This window comes from Bordetella genomosp. 10, assembly GCF_002261225.1.
Classification (GTDB): Bacteria; Pseudomonadota; Gammaproteobacteria; order Burkholderiales; family Burkholderiaceae_B; genus Bordetella_C.
Genome location: NZ_NEVM01000002.1, coordinates 1,486,229 through 1,502,771 on the forward strand (window position 1 = coordinate 1,486,229; position 16,543 = coordinate 1,502,771).

13 protein-coding genes are annotated in these 16,543 nt (G+C 67.6%); 6 read left to right on the plus strand and 7 right to left on the minus strand.

All coding sequences use genetic code 11. The features are described 5' to 3' along the window. Positions 1-11: 11 nt before the first annotated feature. Entirely contained in the window at positions 12-2,153 is a 2,142-nt protein-coding gene (gene recG, locus CAL29_RS15715; RefSeq protein WP_094853900.1) for an ATP-dependent DNA helicase RecG, read from the minus strand. A gap of 56 nt (positions 2,154-2,209) precedes the next feature. Further along, positions 2,210-2,596, minus strand: coding sequence for a Rid family detoxifying hydrolase (locus tag CAL29_RS15720; protein WP_094853901.1), 387 nt, complete (start codon positions 2,594-2,596; stop codon positions 2,210-2,212). A gap of 371 nt (positions 2,597-2,967) precedes the next feature. Here CAL29_RS15720 and CAL29_RS15725 point away from each other — a divergent pair, with 371 nt between their 5' ends. Together CAL29_RS15725 and CAL29_RS32010 are read left to right on the plus strand one after the other, a co-directional pair. Then, complete coding sequence (locus tag CAL29_RS15725) at positions 2,968-3,936, plus strand: Bug family tripartite tricarboxylate transporter substrate binding protein (protein WP_094853902.1); 969 nt, start codon at positions 2,968-2,970, stop codon at positions 3,934-3,936. Between the two features lie 155 nt (positions 3,937-4,091). Beyond that, complete coding sequence (locus tag CAL29_RS32010) at positions 4,092-7,247, plus strand: RHS repeat-associated core domain-containing protein (RefSeq protein ID WP_094853903.1); 3,156 nt, start codon at positions 4,092-4,094, stop codon at positions 7,245-7,247. Positions 7,248-7,276: 29 nt separating this feature from the next. On the opposite strand, the gene CAL29_RS15735 is transcribed toward CAL29_RS32010, so the two are convergent. Beyond that, on the minus strand, positions 7,277-8,053 hold the full coding sequence (locus tag CAL29_RS15735) for a ferredoxin--NADP reductase (RefSeq protein ID WP_094853904.1): 777 nt from the start codon (positions 8,051-8,053) through the stop codon (positions 7,277-7,279). A gap of 251 nt (positions 8,054-8,304) precedes the next feature. Beyond that, positions 8,305-8,445 carry a type II toxin-antitoxin system VapC family toxin gene (locus CAL29_RS31320; protein ID WP_143277678.1) on the minus strand — a complete coding sequence of 47 codons (141 nt, stop codon included), beginning with the start codon at positions 8,443-8,445 and terminating at the stop codon, positions 8,305-8,307. A 135-nt stretch (positions 8,446-8,580) separates the two neighbouring features. Between CAL29_RS31320 and CAL29_RS15740 the strand changes: the two genes are divergently transcribed. From CAL29_RS15740 to CAL29_RS15750, 3 genes are read left to right on the plus strand one after another with little or no spacing between them, the layout of a single operon-like run. Beyond that, entirely contained in the window at positions 8,581-9,609 is a 1,029-nt protein-coding gene (locus CAL29_RS15740; RefSeq protein ID WP_094853905.1) for a Fe(3+) ABC transporter substrate-binding protein, read from the plus strand. Between the two features lie 14 nt (positions 9,610-9,623). Beyond that, positions 9,624-11,312, plus strand: coding sequence for an ABC transporter permease (locus tag CAL29_RS15745; RefSeq protein WP_094853906.1), 1,689 nt, complete (start codon positions 9,624-9,626; stop codon positions 11,310-11,312). Continuing rightward, positions 11,309-12,106, plus strand: coding sequence for an ABC transporter ATP-binding protein (locus CAL29_RS15750; protein WP_094853907.1), 798 nt, complete (start codon positions 11,309-11,311; stop codon positions 12,104-12,106). The genes CAL29_RS15745 and CAL29_RS15750 overlap by 4 nt, the downstream gene beginning before the upstream one ends. A 36-nt stretch (positions 12,107-12,142) precedes the next feature. On the opposite strand, the gene CAL29_RS15755 is transcribed toward CAL29_RS15750, so the two are convergent. From CAL29_RS15755 to CAL29_RS15765, 3 genes are all read right to left on the minus strand, one after another. Then, positions 12,143-13,132, minus strand: coding sequence for a Bug family tripartite tricarboxylate transporter substrate binding protein (locus tag CAL29_RS15755; protein WP_094854123.1), 990 nt, complete (start codon positions 13,130-13,132; stop codon positions 12,143-12,145). A gap of 268 nt (positions 13,133-13,400) precedes the next feature. Continuing rightward, a complete protein-coding gene (locus CAL29_RS15760; protein WP_094853908.1) occupies positions 13,401-14,309 on the minus strand; it encodes a pirin family protein in 909 nt (302 codons plus the stop codon). A gap of 216 nt (positions 14,310-14,525) precedes the next feature. After that, the gene (locus tag CAL29_RS15765) at positions 14,526-15,224 is read right to left on the minus strand and encodes a pirin family protein (RefSeq protein WP_094853909.1); all 699 of its coding nucleotides are present in this window, start codon (positions 15,222-15,224) and stop codon (positions 14,526-14,528) included. Positions 15,225-15,436: 212 nt separating this feature from the next. On the opposite strand from CAL29_RS15765, the gene CAL29_RS15770 reads away from it, so the two are divergent. Continuing rightward, the gene (locus CAL29_RS15770) at positions 15,437-16,408 is read left to right on the plus strand and encodes a LysR family transcriptional regulator (protein WP_094853910.1); all 972 of its coding nucleotides are present in this window, start codon (positions 15,437-15,439) and stop codon (positions 16,406-16,408) included. The last annotated feature ends 135 nt before the right edge of the window (positions 16,409-16,543 follow it).

Genomic DNA, 16,543 nt, shown 5'->3' on the forward strand with positions numbered 1-16,543 from the left:
CGGCCAGGATCTCAGGTCCGTAGAAAATCTTCGCGGCCGCGCATCCAGCGCGCCAGATGCGCCTCGGCGGCCGCCGGATGCTCGGCGCGCAGCCAGGCCGCGGCTTCGCGGGCCTGCTCGGCGATTCGGGCATCGATTTCGATATCGGCGAAGCGCAACAGCGCGGTGCCCGACTGGCGCGTGCCGAGAAACTCGCCGGGGCCGCGCTGCGCCAGGTCGCGGCGCGCGATCTCGAAGCCATCCGAGGTTTCGAACATGGCGCGCAGGCGTTCGCGGGCGACGCCGGACAAGGGCCTCGCGTACAGCAGCACGCACACGGACTCCGCCGTGCCCCGCCCTACCCGCCCGCGCAGTTGATGCAACTGGGCCAGGCCGAAACGCTCGGCATGCTCGATCACCATCAGCGAGGCATTGGGCACGTCGACGCCGACCTCGATGACCGTGGTCGCCACCAGCACGTCGACCTCGCCCGCGCGGAACGCCTGCATGACCTCGGCCTTCTCGGACTGCGACAAGCGCCCGTGCACCAGCCCGACCCGCAGATCGGGCAAGGCCTCGCACAAGGCCTGGTGCGTGTCGACGGCCGTCTGCAATTCCAGCGCCTCGCTTTCCTCGACCAGCGGGCAGACCCAATAGACCTGGCGGCCCTGCCGCGCCGCCTGCGCGATATGGGCGATGACTTCCTCCCGGCGCGCGTCGCTGACCAGCTTGGTCACCACCGGGGTGCGGCCGGGCGGCAGCTCGTCGATCACCGAGACGTCCAGGTCGGCGAAAAACGTCATCGCCAGCGTGCGCGGAATGGGCGTGGCGCTCATGTTCAGTTGATGCGGAATCAGCCGCGCCCGCGGCGCTTCGCCCTTGCGCGCCAGCGCCAGCCGCTGGCCGACGCCGAAGCGATGCTGTTCGTCCACGATGGACAGGCCCAGGCGCGCGAACTCCACGTGGTCCTGGATCAGGGCCTGCGTGCCCACCACCAGGTCGACGTCGCCCGCGGCCACCGCGGCGACGGCCTCGCGGCGCGCCTTCGCCCCCAGGCTGCCACTGAGCCATGCGATGCGCACGCCCAGCGGCCGCAGCCAATCCACCAACTTGCCGAAATGCTGTTCGGCCAGGATTTCCGTCGGCGCCATCAGCCCCACCTGCGCGCCGGCCTCGATGGCCTGCGCCGCGGCGATGGCCGCCACCACCGTCTTGCCGCTGCCGACGTCGCCTTGCAGCAGGCGGTGCATGGGATAAGGCTGGCCCAGGTCGGCGCGGATTTCCGCCACCACGCGCATCTGCGCGGCCGTCAGCGTGAACGGCAGCACGCCGTACAGGCGCGCCACCAGGCCGTCCGGGGCGTCCGTCGCGCGCAGCGGCATGGCGCGGTTGGCGCGCCGCGCCGCGCGCGCCGCCGCCAGCGACAACTGCTGCGCCAGCAACTCGTCGAACTTGACGCGCAGCCAGGCCGGATGCGCGCGCTCGATCAAGGCGTCCTCGCTGACGCCCGGCGGCGGCGCGTGCAGCAAACGGATGGAAGCGTCGAAAGGCTGCAGGTCGTAGCGTTCACGCACCGCGTCCGGCAAGGTGTCGCCCAGGTCGGTCTCGGCCAGCGCCTGCGCGATGGCCTTGCGCAGCACCGGCTGCTGCAGGCCTTCCGTGGTCGGATAGACCGGCGTGAGCGACGTCGCCAGGGGCGCGTCGGCGGACGCCATGCGCGGATGCACCATTTCGCGCCCGAAGATGCCGCCGCGCACCTCGCCGCGCGCCCGCAGGCGCCGGCCCACCGTCAATTGCTTCTGCTGGCTGGGATAGAAGTTCAGCCAGCGCAATTGCAGCTCGCCGGATTCGTCGGCGATGGCGGCGGTCAGTTGCCGGCGCGGCCGGTACGTGACCTCGCAGCGCGTGATCTCGCCTTCGACCTGGGCCGGATAGCCCGGCCGCAGCGCCGAGATGGGGATGACCCGCGTTTCGTCCTCATAGCGCAGCGGCAGGTGCAGCACCAGGTCCATGGACGTGGTCAGCCCGAGCGTGCGCAGCCGCCGTTCCAGGTCGGAACGGGGCGCGGCGCCGTCGGCCTTGTCCGCCTTCGCGCCGGCGGTCTTGCCGCGCCGGGAGGCGGGTTTGCCGTCGGCCGCGGGAGCGGGTTTGCGGGAAGCCGCTGAAACAGGCATGTCGCGCGTGGGTCCTGCAAGCGGCGCGGCCGCTCGCGTGGAACGATCGATGGGGTCTAGATGACCAGAATCGCTTCGACCTCGAACTGGGCGCCCTTGGGCAGGCTCGCCACGCCCACCGTCGAACGCGCCGGGAACGGCTGCGGAATGATCTCGGCCATGATGGCGTTGGCGGCGGCGAACTTGCCCAGGTCCGTCAGGAACAGGGTGAGCTTGACGATGTTCTCCAGCGTGCCGCCTGCTTCCTTGATGACGGCCTGCATGTTCTCGAAGGCCTGGCGCACCTGGGCCTCGAAATTCTCGGAAACCATATCCCCGGTGTGCGGCTCCAGGCCGATCTGGCCCGACAGGTAGACCGTCTTGCCGCCATTCACGGCCACCGCCTGGGAGTAAGGTCCCACGGCGGCGGGCGCGGCCTGGGTGTGGATGATCTGCTTGCTCATGAGGGGATCCTTGAAAGGCGTTGTCTGACTTAATCCTTAGTCTATCGAAGTTTAATCATCAATAGTTGCATGCGAAAGACCTGGACGGGACGGCGGGTGAATGCGGTAGTTGTAACGGACGGGCGGAAAAGGTTTGGCTCCAGCGGCGATTTCGGCCTCAGGACTATCCGATTCCGGGCTATCCCTCAGGGGGCCTGCTTTCCTCGGGACACGCAAATCGACGGCTTCCGCATCCTCGCAAGCGGGCGAAACCTCCCTGTGCATGGCGGCATCGGGTTTATCTATGAATTCATCCTGTTTTTCGATTTCACGAATCGGCCTCTACCTGCCTATAGTGCAGCCACAAATCACAATCACAACCGGAGACACTCATGCGATTCACCGCGTCCCGCGTATTTGCGCTGCTGCTGGCCGGCGCCGCCCTGGCCCCGGCGGCACAGGCCGCCGATTTTCCCAACCACCCCATTACCTTCGTGGTGCCGTTCGCGCCGGGCAGCGCCACCGACCAGATCGGCCGCGCCATCGGCCAGGGCGTGACGCAGGAAAGCGGCCAGGCCGTGATCATCGAGAACAAGCCGGGCGCCAGCGCCATGATAGGCGCGCAAACGGTGGCGCGGGCCGCGCCCGACGGCTACACCGTGCTGATCACCACCAATACCACGCACGCCGCCAACGAGCATTTGTACAAGCACTTGCAGTACGACCCCGTGAAGGACTACGCGCCCTTGACGCTGTTGGGCAAGGGGGCCCAGATCATGGTGGTGCGGCCGGACTCGCCTTATAAGAACGTCCAGGACCTGCTGGACGCCGCGCGCAAGAATCCGGGCAAGCTCAGCTTCGGCAGCGGCAGCTCCAGCAGCCGCATCGCGGGCGAATTGCTGCAGCAGATGACCGGCGTCAAGCTGCTGCACGTGCCTTACAAGAGCAATCCGCTGGCGGTCACGGACCTGCTGGGCGGCCAGATCACCCTGATGATCACCGACACCGCCACCGGCCTGCCGCAGGTGCAATCCGGCAAGTTGCGCGCATTGGGCGTGACGACGTTGAAGCGCTCGCCGCTGGCGCCGGACGTGCCGACCATCGCCGAGGCCGGCGTGCCGGGCTACGAGATGGGTTACTGGTTCGCCGCCTATGCCCCGGCCAACACGCCGCCGGCCGTCGTCCAGAAGCTGCATGACCTGCTGGCCGAGGCCACCAAGGGACCGGCGGCCCAGCAGTTCTACAAGCTGACGGGCACCGTGCCGGAAACCTCCACGCCCGCGGAACTGGCAACCTTCCAGCAGAGCGAATCGAAGAAGTGGGCGAATATCATCAAGCAGGCCGGGATCGAGCCTGAGTGATTGCTTGATGTGGGTCCGCCGGGGCGGTTCTCCTGTCTTGCGAGGGCCGTCCGCCAGTCCCGATTCAAAAGAATCGTGCCGAATCGCAGAGGCGCCGCGGCGGTGGCCCGGGTATACAAACAAGCTCCCCCTGACCGCTTCCGGCGACGCGAGCGATGGCGAACCTTTGCGCTGGCACCCCGACGATCACGGTCCGCGACAACCGTGGACTGGGCGTGCGCACGCTGCGCTACAACCGCGGCGCCGAAGGGGCGGTGGCGGCGCAATACGTCGACGCTTACACGCATAACGCTCTGGGGCAGTTGCTTTCGTCGCAGGACCCGCGATTCTTCGGCGGTTCGACGCTGAACTTTCGCCACGTGCCGGCCTTGTCCGGGCAGGTGCTGGAAACCGTGAGCGCGGACGCGGGCACGTCCAGGGCGTGCGCTGATATCGTGGGCCGGCCTTTCTGGCACTACAGCCAAGGGCGCGACAGCCAGTTGCGGTCGGATAACGCCCTCACCGTTCGCTGGTATTACGATGCCTTGGGCCGTCCCGTACAAAGGGTCCGCGCCACCTCGCCGCTTGCGTCCGCTGCGCCCATCACGCTTGCTACGCCTGCCACGTCCACCGTATTCGCTACCTCCACTTCGTCCACAACGCCAGGCGGAATGGCCAGCATGCGGAACGTCGGCGCCTGCGATCTTTGGTTCTATGGCGAGGCAAGCGGGCAGCCGGGCGACACCTACGATCCGCTCAATGCCGGCGACCCGCGCAACGCCAACCAACGCGGGCAACTCCTCCAGCACTTCGATACCGCCGGCCTGCTCGACATGAGTGTGTTGGGCTATAGCGTACAGGGGCATGCCCTGCGGCAAGATCGCAGCTTCCTGGCGCTTGCCTGCGACCCCGACAACAACTGGATGGTCAGCGACAACAAGCCGCCTTTCATCGCCAACAAGTCGCTTCTGGAGGGGCGTGATCCGTACGCCACGTGCTGGACCTACAACGCCCTGGCCCAGGTGTTGACCCAGACCGATGCCCAAGGCCATCAGCAGCACACGGGCTACGACTGCGCCGGACGCAAGTATTCAACCGCGGTCACACCCAAGGGCGGCAATCGCATGCCGGTCACCACCGCCATCGTTTATACCGCCGCCGACGAGATCGACACCCGCAGCGACGCTAACGGAATCCAGGTGGCGTACACCTACGAACCGCAGATTACCGGGCGCTTGGTTTCAATCACGGCATCACGCATATCGGAAACCAAGAGACTTACCGACACGCGCACCGAAGGAAATATCCGCAGCAGCATGACTCGCCTCCAGGCCCTAGCCTATACCTACGATGGCGTAGGCAACGTCACCGCGCTATCCGACGACAGCCCCGGCGCGCAGGTCACTTTCTTCCGTAACCGCGTCGCCACGCCCGACCGCGTCTATGCCTACGATGCCCTGTATCAACTCACCAATGCCAGCGGCCGCGAGAACTACGTCGATAGCAGCCCCAAGGGCACCGACTGGCCCGGCGGCGCATTCAAGCCATCGACCACGCCCGACTATCGTCCTTACACACGCGCCTACACCTACGACCTCGGCGGCAATCTCACCTCGACAGGCAGCGCCGACTGGACCGGCGCCATGCCCCCGACCCGCAAGCTGGTCGTGGGCCGCGCCAGCAACCGCGCCGTCTGCACGGCCAACTACCCGGGACCGACTCCGGACAACATCGACAACTATTTCGACAGCGCCGGCAAGAGCATCTGCGTGGACGGCAACCCCAACCAGCCCATGTACTGGACGCCGCTGCATCGGCTTTATTGCGTGGTGACCGCCTATCGTGCCCCCGGAGAGGCGGAACCGGATTGGAACAATAGCGACCGCGAACAATATGCCTACGACGGCGACGGCCAACGGATACGCAAATACGGCAGCAGCAAGGCCGGCAGCATCTGGAACCATACCGACACGCGCTATCTCCCCGGCCTGGAGCTGCGCAGCGACACCGGCACAGGAGAACAACTGGAAGTGATCGTGCTGGACGACGGCGCGCGGATATTGAACTGGCCCGCCGGCACGGCCAAGCCTTCAGACATCCCCAACCTGCAACTGCGCTACCAATACAGCGACCGCCAACAATCCTGCATGGTCGAAACCGACCAGGACGGCAACCTCATCACCCGCGAGGAGTACTACCCCTACGGCGGCACGGCGGTGCTGACATCGCGCACCGACAGCGAGGTCAAATACAAATTCATCCGCTATTCCGGCAAGGAGCGCGACGCCACCGGGTTCTACTACTACGGCTTGCGCTATTACCAGCCGTGGACAGGACGATGGATAAGCCCGGACCCCGCCGGCGCCACGGATGGCCTCAACCTGTATCGCGCCATGGGCAACAACCCGGCGACCATGACAGACGCGTTCGGGACCGTTCACGACGACCCGGAAGACGGCGGCCCAGCAGCCCACGCCAGCGTGTTACGCACATTCCGCCCGGCCCCGTCGACATTCGACTATAGAGCGCTCCAGGCCCCGGATGCCCTGATCATCTTCGAAAGCGTCATCAGGATCGTGGAGGAAGTCGCACAGGCCGAGGGCCCTTCTGCCGCACTGGTAAACCAGGATGACTCAAGAGACATGCATGGACGCTCAACCACGGCGCAAGCATCCCAGGCGGCCAGGAGCGACGACGAAAGAAGGGAATTCGTGGCGAAGGCATTTGACCATCGAATAAGCTCGGGAACCGATGATGGCTTCAGCGGATACACAACCACGGTCCTCTCACGACCTAACGGCACCTATCCCTCGCCTCCGGAATCGAGCAGGGTGTACGGGGAACCGAAAAGCGTGTTCCGAACTGCGTTTGCCGACGATAAGGTCACCATCGAGCTGGCGTTCCGGCAAGAGAAAACATCGGATTACTTCGGAAGCGATGTGTTCGCCTATCAGGCCTCTCGCGTCGCGGGATTCGATGCGAAACGCATACGCATCATCGAATACTCGCACGTCGTAAACTTCCACACACGCAGCGAGACAGAACAATACCTGGGCGCGTTCTCCACCGGTTTCCACGATCATCGCACCACCGAGGATATGGGGAGGGCATTCCTGGAAAAAACGGATAACGGAAGGTTTACCCAGAGAATGCTTCAACACCTCGGCAAGGAAGCAATCAGCGTATGGCGTTTCGATTACGCGGCCGCGCACCGCGCCGCGCGCACCGTCAAGAGACAGGCCATGAGCCGCAATCTGGAAGCCAATTTCTACGTCTTCCTGCAAGACGCCACTCGCCCCCGTCGCCAAACGCCCCGGCAAGCGCCGGCATAAAAGCCGATGCCCTGCCCGGGCCGGCCGGATTACTTCTCGACGAAGGCCCGTTCCACGACGTAGTCGCCCGGCTGGCCGACGCCCGGCGACACGACGAAGCCGCGCTTGTCCAGCATGGCGCTGATGTCGGCCAGCATGTGCGGGCTGCCGCAGATCATGGCGCGGTCGTTTTCGGGGCTCAGGGGTGGCAGGCCGATGTCCTCGAACAGCTTGCCGTTCTCGACCAGTTCCGTAATGCGGCCCTGGTTGCGGAAGGGCTCGCGCGTGACGGTCGGGTAATAGACCAGCTTGCCGTTGACCATGTCGCCGAAGAACTCGTTGGCCGGCAGCTCGTTCTGGATGTAGTCGGCGTAGGCCAGTTCGCTGACCCAGCGCACGCCATGCACCAGCACGACCTTTTCGAAGCGTTCGTAGACGTCCGGGTCCTTGATGATGCTCATGAACGGCGCCAGGCCGGTGCCGGTGCCGAACAGGTACAGGTGCTTGCCGGGCTTCAGGTCGTCCACCACCAGCGTGCCCACCGGCTTGCGGCTGACCAGGATGGTGTCGCCTTCCTTCAGGTGCTGCAGGCGCGAGGTCAGCGGGCCGTCGGGCACCTTGATGCTGAGGAATTCGAGGTTCTCTTCGTAGTTCGCGCTGGCGATGCTATACGCGCGCAGCAGGGGCTTGCCCTCCACTTCCAGGCCGATCATGACGAAATGGCCGTTGTGGAAGCGCAGCGCCGCGTCGCGGGTGGTCTTGAAGGAGAAAAGGGTGTCGTTCCAGTGGTGCACGCTCAAGACGCGCTCGGTGTTGAAGGCTGCCATATCGGATAGGAAGATGCGCGGATAAGGAGATGCGTCGCGGCAACTCCTTGGAGCCGTCGCCGCCGGCCCGCGCAAAAAGGACGCGCCGAGCCATTAAAGGAATTTCCGATTTTAGCGCTTTTTGATGATAAACGTTCTCATTGGCGGCTTTGGTTTAGACGCATTCGGCATGTGCTTATGCCAAATGTGACCGGCGGCAAGGCAGTGACGGGCCCCGAACGGCCGATGCCGTGTCGCCGGCGCGGCCGCCCTCACCCTTGCGCCGGTTCCACCGTCCAGTTTTCCAGCCGCAGCCCCGGCACCCGCTGAAACTCGCGCTCGTTAATCAGCTCCATCGCGGTGACGGCGTAAAAAGACACGCTCTTCTTTTTCGCGGGTTGGTCCCGCGCCACGCCAGATTCCTTACATTAAGTTGAACGAACGGGAACTTCCTGCTATCTTGCGGCTTCCGCGTTTTGAGAATCATTTTCGTTACTGGATTCTCAGCCCTGCCGCCGCCGCGCGGCGCGATTGCCAGGAGATCCCCCATGTCCCCCACCCTGCCCCGTCTCGTCCCGCTGCTCGCGCTCCTGGCGCTGGCCGCCGCCACGCCCGCGCACGCCGCCGAGGAAGTCACCCTTTACACCACCCGCGAACCCAAGCTGATCCAGCCGCTGCTGGACGCCTATGCCAAGGAAAGCGGCGTCAAGGTCAACACCGTGTTCGTCAAGGACGGCCTGCTGGAGCGCGTCAAGGCCGAGGGTGAAAAGTCCCCCGCCGACGTGCTGATGACGGTGGACATCGGCAACCTGATGGACCTCGTCGACGGCGGCGTCACGCAGCCCGCGCCGTCGCCCGAGATCGAGGCCGCCGTGCCGGCCAACCTGCGCGGCGCCGGCGGCGCCTGGTACGCCCTGTCGCTGCGCGACCGCGTGCTCTATGCCGAGAAAGACCTGCCCCTGGACAGCTTCCGCTACGAAGACCTGGCCGATCCGAAATGGAAGGGCAAGGTCTGCATCCGCTCGGGCCAGCACCCCTACAACACCGGCCTGGTGGCGGCGATGATCGCCCACGACGGCGCCGAGGCCACGGAAAAATGGCTGCGCGGCGTCAAGGCCAACCTGGCGCGCAAGGCGACCGGCGGCGACCGCGACGTGGCGCGCGACATACTCGGGGGCATCTGCGACATCGGCCTGGCCAACGCCTACTACGCGGGCCACATGAAGAACGCCGAAGCCGGCAGCGACGCGCGCAAGTGGGGCGACGCCATCAAGGTCATCCGTCCCACCTTCATCGAGGGCGACGGCACCCACGTCAATATCAGCGGCGCGGCCGTGGCGCGCCACGCGCCGCACAAGGAAGGCGCGGTCAAGCTGCTGACCTACCTGGTGTCGGCGCCGGCCCAGGCCCTCTATGCCCAGGCCAACTATGAATACCCGGTGCGCGCCGGCGTGCAGCTCGACCCGGTGGTCGCGTCCTTCGGCCCGCTGAAGGTCGATACGCTGCCGGTGGCCGACATCGCCCGCTATCGCAAGCAGGCCAGCGAACTGGTCGACAAGGTCGGCTTCGACCAGTAAGCCGCGCGGCCCGCATGACGCCATCCACGCCCTGGTCCTGGGCGGCGGCGCTGATCGCCCTGCTGGTCTGCGCGCCGCTCGCGGCCCTGGCCGGCTGGGCCCTGAGCGGCGACACCGCGCATTGGGCCCACCTGGGCCGCCACGTGCTGCCGCAGGCCGCGCTGAATACCGGCGCGCTGCTGGCGGGCGTGGGCGCGCTCACCACGCTCCTGGGCGTGGGCGGCGCCTGGCTGGTCAGCGCCTACGATTTCCGCGGCCGGCGGCTGCTGTCCTGGGCGCTGCTGCTGCCGCTGGCGATGCCCACCTACATCCTGGCCTACGCCTATCTCGACCTGCTGCATCCGATCGGCCCGGTGCAGAGCGCGCTGCGCGCCCTGCTCGGCTACGACAATCCGCGCCAGTTCCGCCTGCCCGACCTGCGTTCGCTGCCGGGCGCGATCTTCGTGCTGGGCTTCGCGCTTTATCCCTACGTCTACCTGAGCATGCGGGCGCTGTTCGCGACCCAGGCCGCCAATGTGCTGGAAGCCGCGCGCACGCTGGGCGCCGGCCGCTGGGGCGTGTTCTGGCGCGTGGCGCTGCCGATGGCGCGGCCGGCGCTGGCCGTCGGCGTCAGCCTGGCGTTGCTGGAGACGCTCAACGATATCGGCGCGTCGGAATTCCTCGGCGTCCAGACGCTGACCGTATCGGTCTACACGACATGGGTGACGCGGTCGGACCTGGCCGGCGCGGCGCAGATCGCCCTGGCCATGCTGGCCTGCGTGCTGGCCCTGATCCTGCTGGAACGGCGCGGCCGGCGCCGCCAACGCTACGCCGCCACGCAACGGCCCCGCCCCATGCAACCGCGGCGCCTGCATGGGCTGCGCGCCTGCTTCGCCTGCGGGCTGGGCGCCCTGCCCGTCCTGCTGGGCTTCGTCGCGCCGGCGCTGTATCTGTTGTGGGAAACGCAGAAACGCCTGCATCTGGTGGGCGGCGTCTCCAGCCAGTTGTGGGCCGCCGCCCGCAACACCGCCGGCGTCGCGGCCGCGGCGACCTTGGCGACCCTGGCCTGTGGGCTGGCCGTGGCCTGGGCCGCGCGCCGGGTCCGCGAAAGCGCGCGCGGCGGCGCGCTCGCATGGGGCCCGCGCGTCGCCAGCCTGGGCTACGCCATACCCGGCACGGTGCTGGCCATCGGCCTGCTGACGCCCTTGGCAATTTTCGACGACGTCCTCGCCTGGCTGGGACTGGGCGCCGGACAGATACTCATGGGCTCGATGAGCGCGCTGGTCATCGCCTACGTCATCCGCTTCCTGGCAATCGCCGCCGGCAGCATCGAAGCGGGCCTGGCGCGCATTCCGCCTTCGCTGGAACAGGCCGCGCGGCTGCTGGGCGAAAACGCCGGCGGCGTCCTCAGGCGCGTGCACCTGCCGCTGCTGCGCCCGGCGCTGGCGAGCGCGGCGCTGCTGGTCTTCGTCGACACGATGAAGGAACTGCCGGCCACGCTGCTGTTGCGGCCCATGAATTTCGATACGCTGGCGACCTGGCTGTATGCCGAGGCGGCGCGCGGCGCCTATGAGGAGGGCGCGGTCGCGGCCCTGGGCATCGTCGCCGCCGGACTGCTGCCGGTCATCCTGCTGGCCCGGGCGCAGGCCGCGCCGCGTTTTTCCGGACGCACGCCGGCGCCGGCCGGGCCGCCCTTGCCTTCCCGATCCGGGTCCCCGCCATGACCGTCCTGCTCGAACTCGACCAACTGCAACTGGCCTACGACACCGGCCAGGGCCCGCGCGTCGTCGTCGACGCGCTGAGCCTGGCGCTGGAGCGCGGCCACATCGGCTGCCTGCTGGGGCCGTCCGGCTGCGGCAAGACCTCGGTGCTGCGCGCCATTGCCGGCTTCGAACCCCTGCGCCGCGGCCGCATCCGCCTGGACGGCGCCGAGATAGCGAGCCCGGCGTCCGCCGTGGCGCCGCAGGCGCGCCGCGTCGGCATGATGTTCCAGGACTATGCGCTTTTCCCGCACTTGGACGTCGCGGGCAATGTCGGCTTCGGCCTGCGCCGGCAGCCGAAACCGCGGCAGCGGGAACGCGTGCGCGACATGCTGGCGCTGGTCGGCCTGGAAGCGATGGCCGGCAGCTATCCGCACGAATTGTCCGGCGGACAGCAGCAGCGCGTGGCGCTGGCGCGCGCCCTGGCGCCGGCGCCCGAACTGCTGTTGCTGGACGAGCCCTTCTCCAACCTGGACGCGGACTCGCGCGAGCGGCTGGCCTTCGAACTGCGCGACATTCTGCGGGCCAGCGGCAACACCGCGTTGCTGGTCACGCACGACCAGGACGAGGCCTTCGCCATCGCGGACCGTATCGGTGTGATGCGAGATGGCCGGCTGGCGCAGTGGGACACGCCCTACGCCCTGCGCCATCATCCGGCCGACGCCGGGGTCGCGGATTTCATACGCCGAACGGCGCTGGCCGAGCGGCGCGCGGCGGCGTATGCGCGCGGCAGCCAGGAGGCAGGCGCCGGCGCGTAGCCAGGCCGGCGCGACTGGACACCAAGGCCCGCGCGGCTATTCCGCCTTCAAGGACACCTTGGCCGAAAGCGCCTTGAAGCGCTCGTATTCCGAACGGCTCAGCGTATCGACTTCGCGCGGCGTCGATCCGTAGGGATTGAAGCCCGCCAGGCGCAGCTTCTCCTTGACGTCGGGCAGCGCCAGCGCCCAGCGGAAAGCCTCGCTCAAGGCCTGGGTGACGTCGTCCGGCATGCCCGCCGGGCCATAGACGGCGAACCAAGGGTCCACCACCGCGCCGGCATAGCCCAGCTCCTTGAGCGTCGGCACGTCCGGCAGCACGCTGGAGCGCTCGCTGCCGGTGACCGCCAGCGCGTGGATCTTCCCCGCCTTGATATGCGGCAGCGATGCCGGCAGGTTGTCGAACAGGATGTCGATGTGCCCGCCCAGCAGGTCGTTGATGGCCTGCGAACTGCCCTTGTACGGCACGTGCTGCAGTCCCGCGCCGGTCGCCTGGTCGAACAGGACGCCGGCCAGGTGCATGGACGTGCCGGTGCCCGGCGTGCCGAAGCCCAGGCCCGGGTGCTTCCTGGCATAGTCGACGAGGCCCGCGACGTCCTTGACCGGCACTTGCGGGCCGACATCGATCACGACGGCCGACGTGCCCAGCATGCTGATGCCGGTGAACGCCTTGGTGGGATCGAAAGGCATGGACGGATAGACGAAGGGATTGAGCGCGTTGGTCGAGATGGCGCCGAAGCCGATGGTGTAGCCGTCCGGCGCGGCCTTGGCGACCGCCTCCATGCCGATGTTGCCGCCGGCGCCCGGACGGTTTTCCACGATGACCGTCTGGCCGAATCTTTCCCCCAGCTTCTGGCTGACGGTGCGCGCCACGATGTCGGTGGTGCCGCCCGGCGTATAGGGAACGATAAAGGTGATCGGCCGCGCGGGAAAGCCGGCCGCCCGGGCCGCACCGGCGGTGGCGACGCCGGCGGCGAGCGCGACGGCCGCCGCGCAGAAAACCGCGGCGCGCGCCAGCCGCCCCCTCATGGCGGGGACGGGCGCGATGGCATGGGATGCCGCGCGAACGCGGATGGCGGCGAACGGACGCCGGACCGGCAGGGTCATGGTTGTCTCCTCGATATTCTGCGATGCCGGGCCTCATCCGGGCCCGGGCTGTTCGCATGATATCGGGAAGCGGTCGGCGCGCGCGGAAAAATCCGCGGCGTGGCTGCCGGACATACCGTCTATACCGCATATGTCGCCTATGCCGTATACGCGGCACAAGCCACATAGGTCGCGGGAGCGGAACCCCGAATCAGCTCCGCTTCAGTTCCGGGGCCGGGATGAATTCCGTTTCGTCTCCGGGCACGGTCTGGGCGAAGCGATCGCGCATCCAATCCTCGCGGGCCTGCGCGATGCGGTCCGCGCTGCTCGACACGAAGTTCCACCATACGTGGCGCGGGCCGTCCAGCGGCTCGCCGCCCAGCAGGGCGATGCGCGCCTCGTCGCGCGCCCGCAGCGCCACCGGACAACCCGGCGCGAATACGACCAGGCGGCCGGCCTCGTGCACCTGCCCTTCGATCTCCACCGCGCCGCTGGCGATGTAGGCCGCGCGTTCCTCGTATTCCGCCGGCAGGAGCACCCGCACCCCGGCCTGCAGGCGCACGTCGCCGAAGAACAGCGGCGACAGGGTGGGCACCGACGAGGTCTGGCCGAACAGCGATCCGGCAATGATCCGCGCGCGCACGCCCTCGCCTTCGGCCTCGGCCAGGGACTCTGATCCATAGTGGACGAAGCCGGGATCGGTTTCCTCCCGTTCTCGCGGCAAGGCCACCCACGCCTGCAGGCCGGCGATGCGCTGCTCGCGCGCGCGGCTCTCCACCGGCGAGCGCTCGGAGTGCACGATGCCGCGCCCGGCGGTCATCCAGTTCACTTCTCCCGGCAATATGGTCTGCACATGGCCCGCGCCGTCGCGATGCACGATGGCGCCTTCATACAGGTAGGTGACCGTGGACAGGCCGATATGGGGATGCGGACGCACGTCCAGGCCCTGCCCCGCCGCCAGCAGCGCCGGCCCCATCTGGTCCAGGAAGACGAAAGGACCGACCGTGCGCTTGCGGACGGACGGCAGCGCGCGCCGGACCTCGAAGCCGCCCAGGTCGCTGGTGCGCGGCACGACGATGGTTTCGATGGCGGACGAGGGATCTTGGGTCGGTGTGGACATGGAGGGCTCCAAGGATAATCGGCAAGAAAGTATCGCCGGACAGGTAATGCTGGAAAGGCAACGCTGGACAGGAATCTCCGGATCACGGAATCGCCGGATCACGCGGGATCGCCGGATCACGGGATCGTAGAATCGCCGGTCGTCGGACGAGCCCCGGAGCCGAAACCCCGAAGCCCGCCTCCCGCCGCGACCGCGGCGATCCACGGCATCACGGCATTACGGCAGATCGAACACCAGCACTTCGGCCCCGTCGCCCTGGCTGACTTCGAGCCGGCTTTCGTCCCGCGCCGCCAGCGCGTCGCCCGCCTTCAGCGCTTGGCCGTTGACCACCACGCTGCCGCGCGCCACGTGCACCCAGGCGCGGCGGCCCTCGGCCAGGGCCAGTTCGGCCCGCTCGGCCCCGTCGAACAAGCCGACGTACAGGCGCGCGTCCTGGTGGATGCGGACCGAGCCGTCGGCGCCGTCCGGCGACGCCACCAGGCGCAGACGGCCGCGCTTCTCGGCCTCGTCGAAGCGCTTCTCCTCGTATTCCGGCACGATGCCCGCGACGTCGGGCTCGATCCAGATCTGCAGCAGGTGCGTGCCCTGGTCGGCTTGCGGATTGAATTCCGAGTGCAGCACGCCGCGGCCGGCGCTCATCCGCTGCACGTCGCCCGGGCGGATGGTCGAACCGTTGCCCATGCTGTCCTTGTGGGCGATGGCGCCTTCCAGCACATAGGTCAGGATTTCCATGTCGCGGTGGCCGTGCGTGCCGAAGCCGCGGCCCGCCGCGATGCGGTCGTCGTTGATCACGCGCAGCGGGCCGAAACCCATGTGGTTGCGATCGTAGTAATCGGCGAAGGAAAAGGTGTGGTGGCTCTTCAGCCAGCCGTGGTCGGCGTAACCGCGTTCTTCACTGCGACGGAGGGTAAGCATGTCGATGACTCCCGGTCGTTCGGACCGTTGAACTCGCAGGTCCGTTGACTCGTATGTTGTTGAACTGCCATGGAAGGTATTGTGGGGGCGACTCCAGGGCTTGCAGCCGCATGGTTTTGACGACATCATTCAATAAATTTGAATGAAAATCCGGACCGCCTGCCCCGCCTGCCGGCCGCGCGGACCGCCACCTTCCGGTTATCCCCCTGCCCATGGCCCGTCCTCCCCCCTCCGCCGCGTCTCCCGATACGCCCACCGGGCCGCCCATCACCCCGGAATTGCTGGTGATGCTGGACGCCATCGCCCGCACCGGCAGCTTCGCCCGCGCCGCGCGCGAGCTGGACAAGGTGCCCTCGGCCATCACCTACGCGGTGCGCCGCCTGGAGGACAAGCTGGACGTGCTGCTGTTCGACCGCAGCGGGCACCGCGCCGTCCTGACGCCGGCGGGCACTGCCCTGCTGGAGGACGGCCGGGTGGTCCTGCAATCGCTGGAGGACCTGGCGCGGCGCGTGCGCCGCATCGCCACGGGCTGGGAGCTGGAACTGCGTATCGCCGTGGGCGCGGTCGTCGCGTGGAAGCCGATCTACGACCTGATCGAGGAATTCCAGGCCCTGGGCAGCGCCACCAAGCTGCGCTTTTCCAGCGAGGTGCTGAGCGGTTCGTGGGACGCCCTGGCCGCCGGCCGCGCCGACCTGGCGATCGGCGCCGACGCCTCCACGGCGCCCCCGGGACGCTACGAATCCCGTCCCCTCGGCGAAGCCCGCTTCACTTTCTGCGTGGCGCCGCATCACCCGCTGGCGCGGGTGGAGCATCCGCTGACGCCGGCCGAGATCACCCGCCATTGCGCCATCGTGGTGGCCGACACCGCGCGCGCCCTGCCGCCGGCGACGCGCAACCTGCTGGATCAGCAGCAGCGCATCGTCATGCCCACCATGCAGGCCAAGGTCGACGCGCAGATCCGCGGCCTCGGCTGCGGCTACCTGCCGCGCGCCCTCGCCGGCGTCTACCTGGCGCAAGGCCTATTGGTGGAGAAAGCCACGCAGGAACGGAAGTTCGGCAGCGAGCGACTGCTCTATGCCTGGCGCACGCCGGTGCAGGGCCAGGCGCTCAAGTGGTGGCTCAAGAAATTGGAATCGGAACGGTTGTGCGCGAGCCTGACCGAAGGCACGCCGGCGCCCGCCTGAAAGCGGCTGGAGTCGCTTGGAACCGGCTGGAACCAGGCCGGGCAGGTCACGAAGGACAGGCCACGAAGGGCCACGAAGCGGTCCGAGACCCGGCAAAGACCACTGAAACCGGCCGAGGATCGCCGCCAAACCGAC

What these genes read in the sequence shown, in the direction of transcription:
- CAL29_RS15750 (WP_094853907.1), top strand. Translation starts at nt 11,309, where the DNA reads ATGACCGTCCTGCTCGAACTCGACCAACTGCAACTGGCCTACGACACC.
- CAL29_RS15735 (WP_094853904.1), bottom strand. Translation starts at nt 8,053, where the DNA reads ATGGCAGCCTTCAACACCGAGCGCGTCTTGAGCGTGCACCACTGGAAC.
- CAL29_RS15740 (WP_094853905.1), top strand. Translation starts at nt 8,581, where the DNA reads ATGTCCCCCACCCTGCCCCGTCTCGTCCCGCTGCTCGCGCTCCTGGCG.
- CAL29_RS15770 (WP_094853910.1), top strand. Translation starts at nt 15,437, where the DNA reads ATGGCCCGTCCTCCCCCCTCCGCCGCGTCTCCCGATACGCCCACCGGG.
- CAL29_RS32010 (WP_094853903.1), top strand. Translation starts at nt 4,092, where the DNA reads ATGGCGAACCTTTGCGCTGGCACCCCGACGATCACGGTCCGCGACAAC.
- CAL29_RS15760 (WP_094853908.1), bottom strand. Translation starts at nt 14,309, where the DNA reads ATGTCCACACCGACCCAAGATCCCTCGTCCGCCATCGAAACCATCGTC.
- recG (WP_094853900.1), bottom strand. Translation starts at nt 2,153, where the DNA reads ATGCCTGTTTCAGCGGCTTCCCGCAAACCCGCTCCCGCGGCCGACGGC.
- CAL29_RS15725 (WP_094853902.1), top strand. Translation starts at nt 2,968, where the DNA reads ATGCGATTCACCGCGTCCCGCGTATTTGCGCTGCTGCTGGCCGGCGCC.
- CAL29_RS15765 (WP_094853909.1), bottom strand. Translation starts at nt 15,224, where the DNA reads ATGCTTACCCTCCGTCGCAGTGAAGAACGCGGTTACGCCGACCACGGC.
- CAL29_RS15755 (WP_094854123.1), bottom strand. Translation starts at nt 13,132, where the DNA reads ATGAGGGGGCGGCTGGCGCGCGCCGCGGTTTTCTGCGCGGCGGCCGTC.
- CAL29_RS15720 (WP_094853901.1), bottom strand. Translation starts at nt 2,596, where the DNA reads ATGAGCAAGCAGATCATCCACACCCAGGCCGCGCCCGCCGCCGTGGGA.
- CAL29_RS15745 (WP_094853906.1), top strand. Translation starts at nt 9,624, where the DNA reads ATGACGCCATCCACGCCCTGGTCCTGGGCGGCGGCGCTGATCGCCCTG.